Source organism: Vibrio sp. T3Y01 (genome assembly GCF_013114525.1).
Classification (GTDB): domain Bacteria; phylum Pseudomonadota; class Gammaproteobacteria; order Enterobacterales; family Vibrionaceae; genus Vibrio; species Vibrio chagasii_B.
On the sequence record NZ_VTXJ01000001.1, the window covers coordinates 539,506 to 554,447 of the forward strand.

The following is a 14,942-nucleotide window of genomic DNA, read 5'->3' on the forward strand; positions in this document are numbered from 1 at the left end:
ATAAGTCGATAAGGTAATAATATGGATAGCGCGCTACTTTGGGCTTTCATCCCCACGTTTTTCTTTGTATCAATCACGCCCGGCATGTGTATGACTTTGGCCTTAACGCTTGGTATGAGTATTGGTTACAAGCGCACATTATGGATGATGATCGGTGAGCTGGCAGGTGTTGCTGTTGTGTCGGTCGCCGCTGTATTGGGTATTGCTTCAATAATGCTGAACTACCCGTGGTTATTTGCTGGCTTTAAGTTCGTTGGTGCAGCATATTTGTTCTACCTAGGTATTCAGATGTGGCGCTCGAGAGGCAAACTGGCGATCAGTACTGATAATCAAGACACCCAAGTGAACAATGATTGGGATTTGGTGGTTCAAGGCTTTGTTACTGCGATTGCAAACCCGAAAGGCTGGGCGTTTATGATTTCTCTGCTGCCTCCTTTTATTAACAGCAGTAAAGACTTAGCACCGCAGTTGTTCATTCTCGTGTCGATTATTCTTGTTTCTGAGTTTGTTTGTATGACTCTGTACGCGACAGGCGGTAAGAGCCTTAAGCACATGCTCGGTAAGGCTGATAATGTGAAGTTGATGAACCGCATTGCCGGCACTTTGATGATGGGTGTTGGTGTGTGGTTGTTCGTGAGTTAACTGTGATTAACGAGAGCTTGGTATGACGATGAACTTGAATGCTAGGATTCTTACTTAAACCGAAGATTGAATAGAATAGAAAAAGAGCGATAGGGCATTTGGCCTTATCGCTCTTTTTGGTTTTACATAGCTAGATGTTAGAAATGTTTCCGATCTCAGCCAGTTCTACCGATTAAACGGCGATTTCACCACCGTCCTCACGGCGAATCACAACGGTCGATGCTCTCGGACGAACGTTGCCTTGAGTCTGAGCCGTTGCATCGTCTGATGATGGCCAGTTCGCAGGGTGTTGAATGTTCACAAACAGTGATTTGAAGTCTGGGCTGATGGTAAAGCCAGTCACTTCACAACCGTTTGGACCCACAAAGAAGCGCTTTAGCTGTGCTTGATTGTTAGCATCAATTACCGCGCTGTTACCTTGGTCATCCGTTAACTGCGATGGAACGACAGCCAGCATTTGGTCATTGGTATAGCCCGTTACTTCGTCTGCGCCGTTGTCCGTTTGAATCCACAAAATGCCACGCGCATCAAACGCTAGGCCATCAGGGCTTGCGAATTGGTTCATATCTGTTAGACCTGAGCGGTTGATAGACTTATCTTCCACTGCAGGTGAACCGAATACAAAGATATCCCAATGGAATTCGCCCGCCGTTTTGCCTTCATCCCAACGGATAACATGACCAAATTTGTTGTTTACGCGAGGGTTCGCTGAATTGGCTTCTTTGCGCTTATTGTTGTTGGTTAGCGTTAGGTAAGCCGTACCTGTCATTGGATCTACAGAGCACCATTCAGGGCGATCCATTGGCGTTGCGCCTACAAGGTCGGCTGCGCCTGCGGTATTAACGATAAGTGCCGCTTGAGAATCAAACGTATCACCTAGCTTGCCACCATTGGTGGTTTTGCTGCTCAGAGTTAACGGTAACCATGTGCCTGAACCGTCGTCGTTGAACTTGGCTACATAAAGCGTGCCTTTGTCCATGTACTTGTCGCCAGCATTTAGGCGGTTGCTTGGCTCAGCGTCACGCGGGTCCCATTTCGCTTCAGAAACAAATTTGTAGAGGTATTCGAAACGAGAATCGTGACCAGAGTAGAATACGATTGGTTCGCCTTCGGTTAACTTACCAAAGGTACAACCTTCGTGACGGAAGCACCCCAGAGCAGAGCGCTTTTTCGCACGAGAGTTTGCAGTGTAGGGGTCGATCTCAACAATGTAGCCGTGACCGTGTGCTTCGTTACGATAATCGTCCATCGCTGACTCACCTGTTGGTGTTACGTCAAAGCGTGCAAATTCGTCTAAGCGTTCTTGTTTGTTACCTGAAAGTGTGTCCCAACCGTAACGTGTTTTGTCGGTAGCGATTCCAATACGTTCTTGCGCTGGCGTTGTCTCGCCTTTATTAACGAAATAACCCGGCCAGTTTTCTTCACACGTCAGGTAAGTTCCCCATGGCGTGTAGCCATTACCACAGTTGTTCAAAGTGCCGCGAGCTTGGCTGCCGTCTTGTGAGAATTTGGTTTTGGTAAACTCACTGTGAGCGACAGGGCCAGATAGATCCATTACTGTCGCGCCAGTGTAGCGGCGGTTAAGTGGGTCGTTATCGACCATTACCCATTGATTACCTTCAAGCTTAACGCGAACCACACTCACGCCGTGTGCGTTGATCTCTTTACGTACTTCATCAAGGCTAGGGCGAGCACCTTCATTATATGTCGGGCCGTTAGCGTGCAATGCTTTTTGGTCAATGTATTCGTGGTTGATTACCAATAAGCCATCGTTGCTGTTGCCATCAAGCGGGAAGAAGTGCATGCCATCGTGGTGCATTCCCAGTGCGTTAGCTTGGTCTTGTGCGTTGTTTGTACCGTCTTTTAACCAAGCATTGCCATGTTTGTTAAGTGGTGTGCCCCAAGGAACGAGCACTTGTGCTGTGTAGCCTTTAGGCACAACAACACTGTCAGTCAATGAGCCTTTAACCGATTCAAACGCTAAAGTTGCGGTGCTTTTTTGCGCGCCTGTTGCTTGCATTGTTGCGGCGTTAGCTGTGCTGTGACCCGCTAAACCAAACGCGCCAAAAGCGGTCATTGCACTGATGCCTAAACCGCCTTTTAATACGTTTCTTCTTGAAAGGTTTGCATCTAGAACTTCTTCGAAGGGTTTGTTTTTACTCTTGTTAAAACGAGTGCTATCAAATGTTTCCTTGCTCATCGCGACTGCTTCCTATTGGCTGATTTTATTATTCGTTATTTATGACTTACCCTCGTACTAACTGATTGGTTAATAAGTTGGGTAAATGTGTGACCAATCGTGAAGCAGTTAAGTGACAGATTTTTATAGTTTTTATTAAGTTTTTGTTTCTGTAGCACGATTTTTGCCATAAGACTTCTCATGCAAGACAAAACACTTGGGGATTGGGTTAGAACTGTGTATAAATGCTTAATCAAATGAAAAGAGAGACAGTTATGAAATTAGATAAAATCGAAAACAAAAATCGTCGCCTACGCAAAAAGCTATACCTAGGTGAATTCGCGATTCTGGGTTTTGAAGTAAGCTGCAAGACATCGATTGCTGATTTTGACCAATACGATGTGTTCATTGACGAGTTCATCGATTTCATCGACAGCATCGGCTTATGCTTTGGTGGCGGTGGCCTTGAGCTGTTTGAAGGTTTCTTATGTTCTATCGAGCGTTACCGTTCTGTAACTGAAGCAGAGCAACTGCAAGTTGCACAATGGCTTGAAGCGCGTGCTGAAGTAACAAAAGTTGAAGTCAGCGAGCTTATTGACGCAAACTACGCGTTCTAAATTGATGTTGTACTGTTAGCTTCACTTAGAGGCCTACACGGCTTTTAGAACGAGCAACAATACACCCAAACAGAGGCCGAATCGGTAAATCGATTCGGCCTTTTTGCGTTTTCTTCCTTTATTATTCTCTTTTTAATGTTTCTCTTTTGCTTTGCTTTGCTTTGCTTTGCTTTGCGAGGCGACTAATTTCACTTAAATATCAGCGCTCTATGGGTACTTATCTGGGCTGTAATAAGTTTGTATAAACTTGTGAGACTTTTATGAGAATTCAATGAAGTTGCTGATAGATTTGGGCGTCATTCTTAGAGTCAACACCACAGTTCGTGGCTGACTAGATAACACGTATTTCGATGTTATTGATTCGTCAGTCACGAAAGGACTCAGTAAAGGATGGAATCAAAATGAATAAACGTACTCAAATCAGCTTAGTGATCGGCTCTGCGATGTTCGCTTTTGGAGCTGTTCAAGCCCAGGCAGCCCAGCTTGAGGTGACAGTGACGAATGCAACTAAAGGAATCTACTTTACGCCAATCTTGGCAGCGGCCCATGATTCAAGCTTGTTCATGTTTAGAACGGGGGAGGCAGCTTCTGCTGAGTTGGAATCCATGGCGGAAGGCGGAGACATCTCGGGATTATCTGGTGTAATCGCCAATGCGGGTGGTGTCGTCGTTGAGAACCCTGCGAGTGGCATTCTTAACCCAGGTGTCGCAACTACGTTTGATATCGATACGGGTGATTTAGCTTACTTGTCACTTGGCGCAATGTTATTACCAACCAATGATGGTTTTGTTGGATTAGACAGCTGGAAGATCCCAGCTCAAGCAGGTACCTATAAAGCCACACTGAATGGCTACGATGCAGGTACTGAAGCCAATGATGAGTTGGCTGGTAGTATGCCAAACCCTCCCTTTATTACCTTTGGTGCTGGTGGTACAGGTGTAGAAACTGCCGTGTCTAACGCTAAGGTACATATTCATCCGGGCAACATTGGTGATAGTGATGCTGCAGGCGGTATTAGTGACCTCGATAGCAGCAGCCATCGCTGGTTAAACCCTGTGGCAACCATCACGATCGTTGTGAAGTAAGGGGGATGTATGAAAGCTAGAATTTTATTTATCGCTGCTTCTGTCGCCGTGTTAGCCGGTTGTCCTGATGATGACGATGATTACTACCGCTACGATGTGAGCGTTACCAACCTCACGCCCAACCAACCTATGTCACCACTCGCGGTACTGACACACAACACTAGCTTTGAGCTGTTTGAGATCGGCCAAAGTGCTTCTGTTGACCTTGAATACCTAGCTGAAGGTGGAAGCAATGCTGAACTCATCGCGCTAAGCGACAGCGACGCGAATGTTTATCAAGGCATTTCAGGCAATGGGCTGATCCTTTCCGGAGAACAAGACACGGTGTCTATTCGTGTCGACCCAAGCTTAGAAGAGTATATTTCTGTTGCTTCAATGTTGGTGAATACCAATGATGCGTTTGTCGGTGAATCTGGTTTATCGCTGAAATCATTAGCGGTGGGCGACACATTCGTGATGAACATGAATGTGTGGGATTCAGGAACCGAGCTTAATGATGAACTCGCTGCAACCATTCCTGGGCCTGCAGGCGGTGGTGAGGGCTTTAACAGTGTTAGAAACGACACCGATGTAGTGAGCTTCCACTCTGGTGTCATCAGCCAAGATGATGGTTTGGCGACTTCTGCACTGAGTGGCAACCATCGTTTCCTTAATCCCGGTGCACGAATCACTATTACTCGCACCGAGTAACAGGGTGAGCACACGATGAAAGAATTCCTGCTCTATTCCGGTCAATTGAAAGGTGGGCAGACTCCGAATAGAGCAGGGATAATGAATAGTGCTGCGGTAAATTTGATGGCAAACATATTGTTAGTCGAAGACGATGACGACTTGGCTGAGCTGGTGCAGATGCACCTTAAATTCCAAGGGCATGATGTTGTAAGAACCAATTCAATTGAAAAGGCTCAAGTGCTATATCGAAGAAGTCAGTTTGATTTGATCGTGCTTGATCGAGGCTTACCTGATGGCGACGGTCTTGATTTCTGTCGATTGTTACGCCAGCAAGAAGACTGGACGCCTGTGCTAATGCTTACAGCAAGAGACACTGAGCTAGATAAGGTGTCGGGCTTAGAAGCTGGGGTTGATGACTATATTACCAAGCCTTTCAGCGTGCTCGAGTTTCAAGCTCGCGCAGTCTATACTGATGTTGCATCACAGTGTGTTAGAAACAACAAAGGCAGAGAACTCATTTCAGCAAAGCTTTTACTTGCCTTCGATATAGTTCTTTCTGCCTTTGGTATTCGTTAGGCTGCTTTTGAATTGCAGCCTACTAAAGATTAGGCGAGGTTACGCGCCTTTCTTCTCTTCGTTGCCTTCATTTACTTTTGCGTAGAAGTGAAGCAACTCAGTTAATTCTTTAACCCAACCAAAGGCATCTTTTGGTGCGTTCTTTAAGATCTTCTCTACTTTGTCGCAGTGTACTTCAATCGCAATAGCTTCTTCTAAGTTGAAAGAGATTGAGTAGAAGTGCCAAAGCAGTAGGCGAGTCATGCGCTCGATGTTTTGCTGTGAGTTGTCCGATTCAGAAAACGCTAGGTTTACCTCACCAAGTGCGATTGCCGTCATACGCAGCATCGCATCGAATTTTGCCGACTGCATGCGTTCTTCGCTGGTGACTTCTTCTTGTTCAAACGTGAACAACTCTGTCATTGCGTCTTCAGGAACAAGGCGATGGATCATTCTTAAACTAAATTCTTCTAGTTCATGACGAGGCATGGTGATTAAACAATTTAAGGTGTAGTCGCGTTGCATGGTTTTCTCTTGAATCAGCAAAAAGGTCGGACAGTTTAATGGAGAAGCGAGCTTAGAAAAAGCAGATTTTAGATAAGCCTACCTTTGTAGGCTTATCTGGATGCCGCATACCTGAAAACCAGCGGAAATGGTGAATATTAACAGCGCTACGCTTTACTATGACTTGGCGGCTGATATTGCATGGATTGGTCGTTTCTCATGAAGATATTGCTCGCGACCAAGCTACCAATACAAATAGAACCAAGGGCAAGCCAGGTCATCGCATCTGGGATCTCGTTGAACAATGGAATCGCCAATAGTGTCGCAACGGCAGGTGTCGCGCTGCCAAACGCAGCAGAACGCTCTGCTCCTAAGGTATTAACCGCGTAAAGGTAAGTGAATGCGGCAATTAAACCCGCTCCGACACCTTGTACTGCTGAATGAATGGCAAGCTCTGCAAAAGGCCATTGAGCGAAAGGTGCATCCATTAAGTGACTAGGGAGTGTTCCTGTCAGGATAAGAAGCGCTAATAACAAAGTAGAGCAGAGAGAGATAAAGCCCGCACTGACCAAAGCATTTAAGTTGGCAACGCGAGCTGAGATAGTGAAGGTTGCCCACATTAAGCTACCGCACAGGAATAGTAAGTGGCCTTTGGTGTGCTCAAAATTGAAGTTACTCAAACTGCTCCCAAGGAACAACACAATACCAAGTAAAACCAAAGCTAGACCAACGATTCGGTGGCGGCTAAGTGGTTGCTTGAAAAAGAGCACCGCAATCCCGGTTACAAACAGAGGTAGCGTGCCGGGCACTAAAGCACTTCCGTGAGAAACTGGAACGAATTGCATCGCTGTGCCAGCAACCAGCAAATAAGGCAGGCCACTACCGATGAACATACCTGCTAAGTAACGGTTAGGCACTACTGTAATGGTATTACGCGCTTTCCACACCAAAGGTAATAAGACCAAGGCAGGAATAAGAAAGCGTGTGAGTGCGATGTCTGCGGGCGTTAAAGCTGAATTCGCACCGCCTTTAAGAGAAAGGAAAAAGCTTGCCCAGATGAGCAGAGTGACGGTAATTGATAGATAGCCAAGATTCATAATAAACAATGAAAGTGAATGATGATTCATTATGAGGGAGAGCACCTGCCTCAAGTTGGCAAGTTTGGTTCTAACTTGATCTATCATTGAGGATTTCTGCTAACATTCCTTGGATTATTAACAAATTTAACTAATGGGTGGCTTTTGCTATGGACAGGATTGATAGGCATCTTCTCGAGTTGCTACAAAAGGACGGTAGATTGACCACGGCTGAGTTAGCGGATGAAGTCGGCTTATCCCCTTCACCTTGCGCGAGACGCATCAAAAGGCTAGAAGAAAAGGGCATTATCGACGGATATCGCGTGAGTTTATCGCGAGAGAAAGTTGGTGTGGCGATGAGTGTGTTTGTTGAGGTGAGCCTGAACAACCACCAAGAAGTGTCGATTGATAAGTTCGAAGGCGCGATTGTCGACATGGAGGAGGTCATCAGCTGCCATGTTGTGTCTGGCGCTTATGATTATTTACTAGAGGTGGTTAGCCCGAACTTGATGGCTTATGAAGCCTTTACCCGAAAGCTCCAAAGACTCACTAATGTAAAAGACATCCACACTCACCTCGCGATAAGACAAGTGAAAGGCAATGCGCCACTTCCAGTTTATACCGCCTAATTAACATGAAAGTTTAGCTGTCATAGGGGAGAATGAGCTGGAAACGAAATGATTTAGCCTTGGCGCGAGAGTGCGAGGTTCAACAAAGATGTTTCATAAAGTGCCAAACTCGCAGCAATAAAAAACGGAGCACCTCGTGAAAGGTACTCCGTATACGATAGGTGCAAAACTTAGTGATACTTAAAGTTAGAGATTGAACAATCTCCAGTTTGTGCGTTAATTCTGAATGAAAAAGCATGTGAATGATAATCCACACCGTCATTCCAGATTGTTTCTCCAAATATCTTACATAGCTCTAATTCACTCACTGAACCGAACTCTTCCATGTGTTTAGCTACAGATAAAAGCTTAGCTCTTATCTCTGCAGTCCATTCCGTGTTACTCAAGCAGTTGAAAGCCATAGTTTTTTGCATATTACCTAGCCAAAATGTTTCTTGTTATTAAGTTATATGAAGATTCATGATAACAATTTTCTGGCGTTTGTAAATCTATTTTGTGATGAATCTCTCACATAATTACTTGCATTGGTTGGAAATTGAACTTTGTTGTTGATAGTTAGCACATTAGTTTTACAAGTTATTGATAAAGCTTTGATTCAGGCTGGGTTGAATACATTTTCATCAGACGCAGCTGATTTTGCAGATAAATCTAGCGAAGCGGTTCGTTTGATTGAACGCTTTCCCGTTCATTTGATTGCCGCGCAGCATCGATCATTGTGGCTTCCTGATGATACCTAAACGATAGTTGCCTGAACTTTTCACTCAGCACATTAAGGTCTTGTGAGAGAGACTGCGAGCTCTTCACATGTGACAGTGCACTCTCTGATTGGCGCATTAGCTTGGCTTTATCACAATCTTGAGCCATTGCTTCCCATAATCGAGCAAGAGAACGAGTGCCTTCTAGCTCGGTCGATACAACATATGACTGTTTAAGCAGAACTTCGGAGATATCGTAAGCGGTATTCATGTGACTGTTGAGCTGTGTGTTAAATCTTTGCTCGTACTTTGCCCAAAGTTCAACGACTTGCTCTCCAGTGAAATGTTTAGACAGTAGGGTCTGTGACTCATAGGTTGAGAGAACTTGGTTAAATTCTTTTGTGTATTGGTTATAGCGGGTTTCAAAAGCGAACTGACGAGCTAGCAGCGTTTGCCAATCTTCACTGTTACATCCGCTTGCAAGTACGGTATTCGTACTCACAGACACACTTATGATCAGAACTTTTCCCCAGAAACTCATGACCTTCCTCTACTTATGGTGTTCTCTATAGAGAGTATAGATGAGCTGTACAGTGAGTTGAGGTACACTGCACATTGACTTCAAACGGAAGAGCTGGTGGATTGAATGAAAAAAGCGCTGATCGCTTTACTTGTGTTGTTAGTACTAGGCGGAGGAGGAACTGCGTATTACTTCTTCGTTATGAAAGAAGACCCAACGCCACCAGAAAAGGTTGAAGAGCCAGTTGTTGAAACGATTGAGCAACCCGAAGCTGATTTAAAGCCCATTATGGAGCTGAAACCGGAGCCAGAGCAGACAGAGTTTTATGTATCAGATAGGAAGCTGAAGGTGGTAGAGCAGCCTGAGGTTGACGGGTTAATAACGGACTATCTCTATAAAGGTGAAAAAGTAGAAGTACTTGAGAAGCAAGGTGATTGGGGACGCATCTCGGATTACATTGTTTTAAAAGAAGGTGGCTCACAAACAGCAGAGTGGGTTTCCATGTCTGGCCTATCGAATGATGAAGTGATTATTTCTGAGAAAGAAAACAAAGAGATATTGGACTCTTATTTGGTTAAATCTGATGACCTTAAGCTATACCAAGAGACATTTCGCAATTCCGTTGCTAAGTTGATCTCTGAAGGTGAATGCGAACCTGGTGATTTTGAAGAGCTAGGTGGTTGGGTCAAATCAGTTCGGTATAAAGATCGTGATGTCTACTTTATTTACTGTGGTGGATTATCTCTTGAAAACAAAATTTATCTTGATGTAAATACAAATGAAATATTTAAAGATTAAGAGACGTCAAATTATTACCGTTGAGAATGTAAATAGTCGATAGACGTTAACTTATCAATTAAATAAAAAAGCCCACTCTGTAATAGAGTGGGCTTTTTTGTTGTTTGTTAAATTAGAATTTTTCTCCATTTTCCCCTAATTTATATTGACTGATTTATGAAACAAATAAGATGGATTTATTAATAAGAAATAATTTCTTTACTACTATTTCGGTAGTCAATAAATTGTAAATTCAATATTGCATTCTTATTGAAACAAGGTTCGGATTATATTTTTATCTTGGTTTTACAGTGACTTATCGTGTTGTTGATACAAGCAATATTAAAAATATCTGTTTTAAATCAATGGCTTGTTGTGATTTTACATGTGCGCAACATTTCATGGTTTTTGAGATCCAAGTCAGGTTTCTAGACATCAATAGAAATTATTTTCTGTTTGTAATAATAATTTTTGATTTTGATAGGTAGTGTTTAATTAAAGCAACGCGAAAGTTTAATTGTCGAATAATACATTATCTTATTAACATCATTGTTATTTAATTGCTTGTAAGGGATGGAACCATTAATGAAAAAACTTGCTTTAATTACAGGGTCAAAGGGCGGTATCGGATCGGCTATATCATCTAAGTTGGTCGCTGACGGATATCGTGTAATTGCAACGTACTTTACCGGAAACTACCAGTGTGCATTGGATTGGTTCAACGAGAAACAATTTACTGAAGATCAAGTGAGATTGTTTGAATTGGATGTCACCAACACCGAAGAGTGCGCATTGAGCTTGAGCAAGTTGTTAGAGGAAGAGGGAACCGTTGATGTTCTCGTTAATAACGCTGGTATCACACGTGATAGCGTATTTAAAAAGATGAACGCAGAAGCGTGGAAAGAGGTTATCGAAACGAACTTGAACAGCTTGTTTAATGTAACTCAACCTCTATTCGCTCCTATGTGTGAGAAAGGTAACTGCCGCGTCATCAATATCTCGTCAGTGAATGGCCTTAAAGGGCAATTCGGACAAACTAACTACTCGGCGGCAAAAGCTGGGATGATTGGTTTTTCGAAAGCCTTAGCTGCAGAAGGCGCTCGCAGTGGCGTAACAGTGAACGTGATTGCACCTGGCTACACTGCAACGCCAATGGTTGAGCAAATGAAGCCCGAAGTATTGGATTCAATCAAGAATCAAATCCCAATGAAACGTTTAGCAACACCAGTCGAAATTGCCGAAGCGGTTGGTTTCCTAGCAAGCGAATCTGGTGCGTATATTACGGGCGAAACTTTGTCTGTAAATGGCGGTTTGTACATGCACTAATGGCGAAACTGACAGGAATTGAATGATGGAAAAAGTATTTATTGTTGCAGCGAAACGCACACCAATTGGTTCATTTACAGGTTCATTGAAAAACGTTAGCGCGGGTGAGCTGGCTGGCGTAGCAATTAAAGGTGCTCTGGATTCAGTAGATCTTCCCCTAGATGTCATTGATGAAGTGATCGTAGGTAACGTGATCTCAGCAGGGCAAGGCATGGGTGTTGCACGTCAGGCTTCTATCTACGCTGGGCTTCCTGAAGAGACTCCAGCCTATGGTGTCAACATGATCTGTGGCAGTGGTATGAAGTCAGTCATGGATGCTGCTGCTCATATTAAAGCCCAAGACGCAGAGGTCGTTGTTGCCGCGGGCGTGGAAGTGATGTCTCAAATCCCTTTCGTGGTTCCGCCAAGTATTCGTAACGGACACAAGATGGGCGACATTTCGATGAAAGATTTGCTTGTTGGCGATGGTCTGACGGATGCGTTCAATCATTACCACATGGGTGTGACAGCAGAGAACATTGCGAATGCATTGAATATCTCGCGTCTTGCTCAAGACAACTACGCGCTAGAAAGCCAACAAAAAGCGGTAGCTGCGATCGAAGCGGGTAAGTTTGCTGAGCAAATTGTGCCTGTTGAAGTGAAACAGCGCAGACAGACCGTCACCTTTGATACCGATGAATACCCGAAAGCGGATGCAACGTTCGAAGGTTTACAAAAGCTTCGTCCAGCCTTCGACCGTGAAGGTACGGTCACTGCGGGCAACGCTTCAGGTATCAATGACGGTGCGAGTGCAATCATCTTGGCATCAGAGAGTGCTGTATCGAAATACGGCCTGACACCACTGGTCGAGCTAACAAGCTACGCACAGTCTGGATTAGACCCAAAGATCATGGGCTTAGGTCCAGTAGAGGCTGTGTCTAAAGCGCTGGATAAAGCGGATTTAACACTCGAACAAGTTGATCTGTTTGAATTAAACGAAGCGTTTGCGGCGCAAGCGCTTGGCGTGATGTATCAGCTTTCTGAGCAGCACGATCTGCCATTAGACGCTTTTAAACCAAAAGTGAATGTTAACGGCGGCGCGATTGCCCTAGGTCATCCTCTAGGAGCGTCAGGCAACCGAATCATTGTTTCACTCATCCACGAAATGCTTGAGCAAAAGACCAGTTATGGCGTTGCTTCACTCTGCGTCGGTGGGGGAATGGGAACCGCTGTTCTGCTTAAGGGTATTGAAGGTTAACGCCGGATGTATCGTTGGCAAGCTAAACAATTTATCGCTGCAGTCTACAAGGTGCGTTAGCAAACCATCGCACCTTAACTGAAACGATATCAGTACCAATTTACTACACTATGTATTCATCAGGAGTTACTTATGTACACGGATATTTTTAAAACGATTACTGACCAAACTGAAAAGCAATTTGAACCATACTTCAAGTTCAACAAGTTGGTTGCAAAGAACGTTCAAACAATGACGGAATTGCAAATGAATGCGATGCAGACTTACACGGATATGGGTCTTGCTCAAATGAAAGCAGTAAGTGAAATTAAAGATGTGAACAGCCTTACGGCATTCAACAGCCAGCAACTAGCAGCGTTAACTCAACTCTCTCAACAGATGATGAGTGACAGTGCTAAGCTTCAAGCTGTGGCAAAAGAGTTCAAAGAAGATGTTGAAACACTAACAACTGAAAACTTGAAAACAGTTACACCTGCATAAATAAAATCGCCATCGAGTCAGCACAGTGTTTACTGTGAGGCTCGGTGGTGATTTTCCGATTATTGGAGTCATGTTATGTTTCAACACTTCTTTTCGGACTACCTTGTTAAACTTCAACAAACAAACCAGCAATGGTGGGAAAACTTTGAACAAAACAAGGAAGCCGCGCAATCTCCCCTAAATCAAGCGATGCAAGAGTTGAATTTTGATGATGCGTCAAAAATCTTCGAGCAAGCCGCTAACCAACCCGCCGTCCTCCTTCAGTTACAATCCCAGTGGTGGGAACAGCAACTTAAGATTTGGCAAAATGCCGCACTGATGGGTAATACCGAAATCGTCATTACTGAAGAGCGCAGTGATAAACGCTTTATTGATGAAGCGTGGAAAAATGACCCGTTTTACAGCTTTATCAAGCAGTCTTATTTGTTATTCAGCAAAAGCTATATAGACACCATTAATTCAATCGAAGGCATAGACGAGAAAACCAAGGAACGTGTGGCGTTCTTTTCACGTCAGGCTATCAATGCTCTTTCTCCTAGTAACTTCATTGCGACTAACCCAGAGTTGATGAAGCTAACGCTTGAGCGCAATGGTGAAAACTTGCTAGATGGGCTTGAACAGCTACAAGCTGATGTTGAAGCGAGCGCGGATATCCTAAAGATCCGTATGACCAACAATAATGCCTTCCGATTAGGTGTTGATGTTGCGAACACGGAAGGTGATGTCGTTTTTCAAAATGATCTGTTCGAGCTTATTCAATACTACCCAAAAACACCTCAAGTGAACGCGACGCCTTTGTTGATCGTTCCTCCATTCATCAATAAGTATTACATTCTCGACCTTCGTGAAAAGAACTCAATGGTTCGTTGGTTGCTTGAGCAAGGGCACAGCGTCTTCATGATGTCTTGGCGTAACCCAGGTGAAGCGCAAAAAGACTTAGAGTTCGGTGACTATGTCACGGAAGGCGTAGCGAAAGCCGTGACGGCAATTGAAGATATCACGGGTAAAGAGCAAATCAATGCTGCAGGTTACTGCATTGGTGGTACTGTTCTCGCTTCAACGGTCGCTTACTATGCTGCTAAAAGAATGAAGAAACGCATTAAAACCGCGACCTTCTTTACGACTCTATTAGACTTCTCTCAGCCGGGAGAGGTTGGCGCATATATCAATGAAACGATCATTAACGCCATTGAGAAACAGAACGATGCTAAAGGGTTCATGGATGGTCGTTCATTAAGCGTGACATTCAGTTTGCTTCGTGAAAACAGCCTGTACTGGAACTACTACATTGATAACTACCTAAAAGGCAGCAGCCCAATGGAGTTTGATCTGTTGTACTGGAACAGTGACAGCACTAACGTTGCAGCTAAATGCCATAATTTTTTGCTGCGTGAACTCTACCTTGAGAATAAACTTGTTCAAGACAAAGGCGTGAAAGTAGGCGGTGTCTGGATTGACCTGAATAAGATCAAAATACCAAGCTACTTCATCTCGGCTAAAGAAGACCATATTGCCTTATGGCAGGGGACTTACCGCGGCGCACTGAATACCGGTGGTAATAAAACGTTTGTGCTTGGAGAGTCTGGTCATATTGCAGGCATTGTTAATCACCCAGACAAGAAAAAGTATGGATTCTGGCTAAACGATAACTTGGATGATTCTGCAGACGAGTGGCTATCGAATGCGACTCACAATGAAGGCTCATGGTGGACTCACTGGAATCAATGGCTGCAGGGCTTTGAAGCAGATGAGAAAATCGAACCGTTTAATCAAGGTTCTGAGCTGCACCCTGTAATTGGCAAGGCGCCGGGTAACTACGTAAAACAGGTGCTTCCAATTGTCGATAAAGCTAAGAGCGATACAGAAGTCACTGAGAAAGGCGGTCAACCAAGCGACGCGTAGTGCTCTTATGGATACTATACAGTTATAAAAATAGAAGCGCAGATAA

At 44.2% G+C, this 14,942-nt stretch carries 15 protein-coding genes and 1 pseudogene; 11 read left to right on the forward strand and 5 right to left on the reverse strand.

Translation table 11 applies throughout. The features are described 5' to 3' along the window. Window positions 1–21: 21 nt before the first annotated feature. Window positions 22–642 (forward strand): LysE family translocator, encoded by a 621-nt coding sequence (locus F0232_RS02290; RefSeq protein ID WP_105058271.1) that lies wholly within the window; start codon window positions 22–24, stop codon window positions 640–642. A 172-nt stretch (window positions 643–814) separates the two neighbouring features. On the opposite strand, the gene F0232_RS02295 is transcribed toward F0232_RS02290, so the two are convergent. Continuing rightward, window positions 815–2,842, reverse strand: coding sequence for a PhoX family phosphatase (locus tag F0232_RS02295; protein ID WP_105058270.1), 2,028 nt, complete (start codon window positions 2,840–2,842; stop codon window positions 815–817). A 254-nt stretch (window positions 2,843–3,096) separates the two neighbouring features. On the opposite strand from F0232_RS02295, the gene F0232_RS02300 reads away from it, so the two are divergent. From F0232_RS02300 to F0232_RS02315, 4 genes and pseudogenes are all read left to right on the forward strand, one after another. Next, window positions 3,097–3,438 (forward strand): YggL family protein, encoded by a 342-nt coding sequence (locus F0232_RS02300; RefSeq protein WP_008219317.1) that lies wholly within the window; start codon window positions 3,097–3,099, stop codon window positions 3,436–3,438. 401 nt (window positions 3,439–3,839) lie between these two features. Next, window positions 3,840–4,523 carry a spondin domain-containing protein gene (locus tag F0232_RS02305; RefSeq protein ID WP_105058269.1) on the forward strand — a complete coding sequence of 228 codons (684 nt, stop codon included), beginning with the start codon at window positions 3,840–3,842 and terminating at the stop codon, window positions 4,521–4,523. Window positions 4,524–4,532: 9 nt separating this feature from the next. Beyond that, the gene (locus F0232_RS02310; protein ID WP_105058268.1) at window positions 4,533–5,213 is read left to right on the forward strand and encodes a spondin domain-containing protein; all 681 of its coding nucleotides are present in this window, start codon (window positions 4,533–4,535) and stop codon (window positions 5,211–5,213) included. An 81-nt stretch (window positions 5,214–5,294) separates the two neighbouring features. Next, window positions 5,295–5,654: pseudogene (locus tag F0232_RS02315) on the forward strand (response regulator transcription factor); the annotation flags it as partial. A gap of 156 nt (window positions 5,655–5,810) precedes the next feature. On the opposite strand, the gene F0232_RS02320 reads toward F0232_RS02315, so the two are convergent. Further along, window positions 5,811–6,275: a hypothetical protein gene (locus tag F0232_RS02320; RefSeq protein WP_061030846.1), complete on the reverse strand. Its 465-nt coding sequence runs from the start codon at window positions 6,273–6,275 to the stop codon at window positions 5,811–5,813. A gap of 146 nt (window positions 6,276–6,421) precedes the next feature. Then, on the reverse strand, window positions 6,422–7,351 hold the full coding sequence (locus tag F0232_RS02325; RefSeq protein ID WP_105058266.1) for a DMT family transporter: 930 nt from the start codon (window positions 7,349–7,351) through the stop codon (window positions 6,422–6,424). A gap of 149 nt (window positions 7,352–7,500) precedes the next feature. Here F0232_RS02325 and F0232_RS02330 point away from each other — a divergent pair, with 149 nt between their 5' ends. After that, entirely contained in the window at window positions 7,501–7,959 is a 459-nt protein-coding gene (locus F0232_RS02330) for an Lrp/AsnC family transcriptional regulator (protein WP_105058265.1), read from the forward strand. A 170-nt stretch (window positions 7,960–8,129) separates the two neighbouring features. On the opposite strand, the gene F0232_RS02335 is transcribed toward F0232_RS02330, so the two are convergent. Both F0232_RS02335 and F0232_RS02340 read right to left on the reverse strand, forming a co-directional pair. Next, complete coding sequence (locus tag F0232_RS02335; protein WP_004740110.1) at window positions 8,130–8,372, reverse strand: hypothetical protein; 243 nt, start codon at window positions 8,370–8,372, stop codon at window positions 8,130–8,132. Window positions 8,373–8,607: 235 nt separating this feature from the next. Further along, the gene (locus F0232_RS02340; protein WP_105058264.1) at window positions 8,608–9,195 is read right to left on the reverse strand and encodes a hypothetical protein; all 588 of its coding nucleotides are present in this window, start codon (window positions 9,193–9,195) and stop codon (window positions 8,608–8,610) included. A gap of 105 nt (window positions 9,196–9,300) precedes the next feature. Between F0232_RS02340 and F0232_RS02345 the strand changes: the two genes are divergently transcribed. The 5 genes from F0232_RS02345 to phaC all read left to right on the forward strand — a co-directional run bounded on the left by F0232_RS02345 (window position 9,301) and on the right by phaC (window position 14,896). Then, entirely contained in the window at window positions 9,301–9,972 is a 672-nt protein-coding gene (locus tag F0232_RS02345; protein WP_105058263.1) for an SH3 domain-containing protein, read from the forward strand. 564 nt (window positions 9,973–10,536) lie between these two features. Continuing rightward, complete coding sequence (locus F0232_RS02350; RefSeq protein ID WP_105058262.1) at window positions 10,537–11,277, forward strand: SDR family oxidoreductase; 741 nt, start codon at window positions 10,537–10,539, stop codon at window positions 11,275–11,277. Window positions 11,278–11,302: 25 nt separating this feature from the next. Further along, window positions 11,303–12,514 (forward strand): acetyl-CoA C-acetyltransferase, encoded by a 1,212-nt coding sequence (locus F0232_RS02355; protein WP_061030853.1) that lies wholly within the window; start codon window positions 11,303–11,305, stop codon window positions 12,512–12,514. Window positions 12,515–12,646: 132 nt separating this feature from the next. Beyond that, window positions 12,647–12,994 (forward strand): phasin family protein, encoded by a 348-nt coding sequence (locus F0232_RS02360; protein ID WP_008219299.1) that lies wholly within the window; start codon window positions 12,647–12,649, stop codon window positions 12,992–12,994. A gap of 75 nt (window positions 12,995–13,069) precedes the next feature. Continuing rightward, window positions 13,070–14,896 (forward strand): class I poly(R)-hydroxyalkanoic acid synthase, encoded by a 1,827-nt coding sequence (gene phaC / locus F0232_RS02365; RefSeq protein ID WP_105058261.1) that lies wholly within the window; start codon window positions 13,070–13,072, stop codon window positions 14,894–14,896. The last annotated feature ends 46 nt before the right edge of the window (window positions 14,897–14,942 follow it).

Coding starts and splice junctions, on each gene's coding strand:
- F0232_RS02290 (WP_105058271.1), top strand. CDS start 22: ATGGATAGCGCGCTACTTTGGGCTTTCATCCCCACGTTTTTCTTTGTA.
- F0232_RS02295 (WP_105058270.1), bottom strand. CDS start 2,842: ATGAGCAAGGAAACATTTGATAGCACTCGTTTTAACAAGAGTAAAAAC.
- F0232_RS02300 (WP_008219317.1), top strand. CDS start 3,097: ATGAAATTAGATAAAATCGAAAACAAAAATCGTCGCCTACGCAAAAAG.
- F0232_RS02305 (WP_105058269.1), top strand. CDS start 3,840: ATGAATAAACGTACTCAAATCAGCTTAGTGATCGGCTCTGCGATGTTC.
- F0232_RS02310 (WP_105058268.1), top strand. CDS start 4,533: ATGAAAGCTAGAATTTTATTTATCGCTGCTTCTGTCGCCGTGTTAGCC.
- F0232_RS02320 (WP_061030846.1), bottom strand. CDS start 6,275: ATGCAACGCGACTACACCTTAAATTGTTTAATCACCATGCCTCGTCAT.
- F0232_RS02325 (WP_105058266.1), bottom strand. CDS start 7,351: ATGAATCTTGGCTATCTATCAATTACCGTCACTCTGCTCATCTGGGCA.
- F0232_RS02330 (WP_105058265.1), top strand. CDS start 7,501: ATGGACAGGATTGATAGGCATCTTCTCGAGTTGCTACAAAAGGACGGT.
- F0232_RS02335 (WP_004740110.1), bottom strand. CDS start 8,372: ATGCAAAAAACTATGGCTTTCAACTGCTTGAGTAACACGGAATGGACT.
- F0232_RS02340 (WP_105058264.1), bottom strand. CDS start 9,195: ATGAGTTTCTGGGGAAAAGTTCTGATCATAAGTGTGTCTGTGAGTACG.
- F0232_RS02345 (WP_105058263.1), top strand. CDS start 9,301: ATGAAAAAAGCGCTGATCGCTTTACTTGTGTTGTTAGTACTAGGCGGA.
- F0232_RS02350 (WP_105058262.1), top strand. CDS start 10,537: ATGAAAAAACTTGCTTTAATTACAGGGTCAAAGGGCGGTATCGGATCG.
- F0232_RS02355 (WP_061030853.1), top strand. CDS start 11,303: ATGGAAAAAGTATTTATTGTTGCAGCGAAACGCACACCAATTGGTTCA.
- F0232_RS02360 (WP_008219299.1), top strand. CDS start 12,647: ATGTACACGGATATTTTTAAAACGATTACTGACCAAACTGAAAAGCAA.
- phaC (WP_105058261.1), top strand. CDS start 13,070: ATGTTTCAACACTTCTTTTCGGACTACCTTGTTAAACTTCAACAAACA.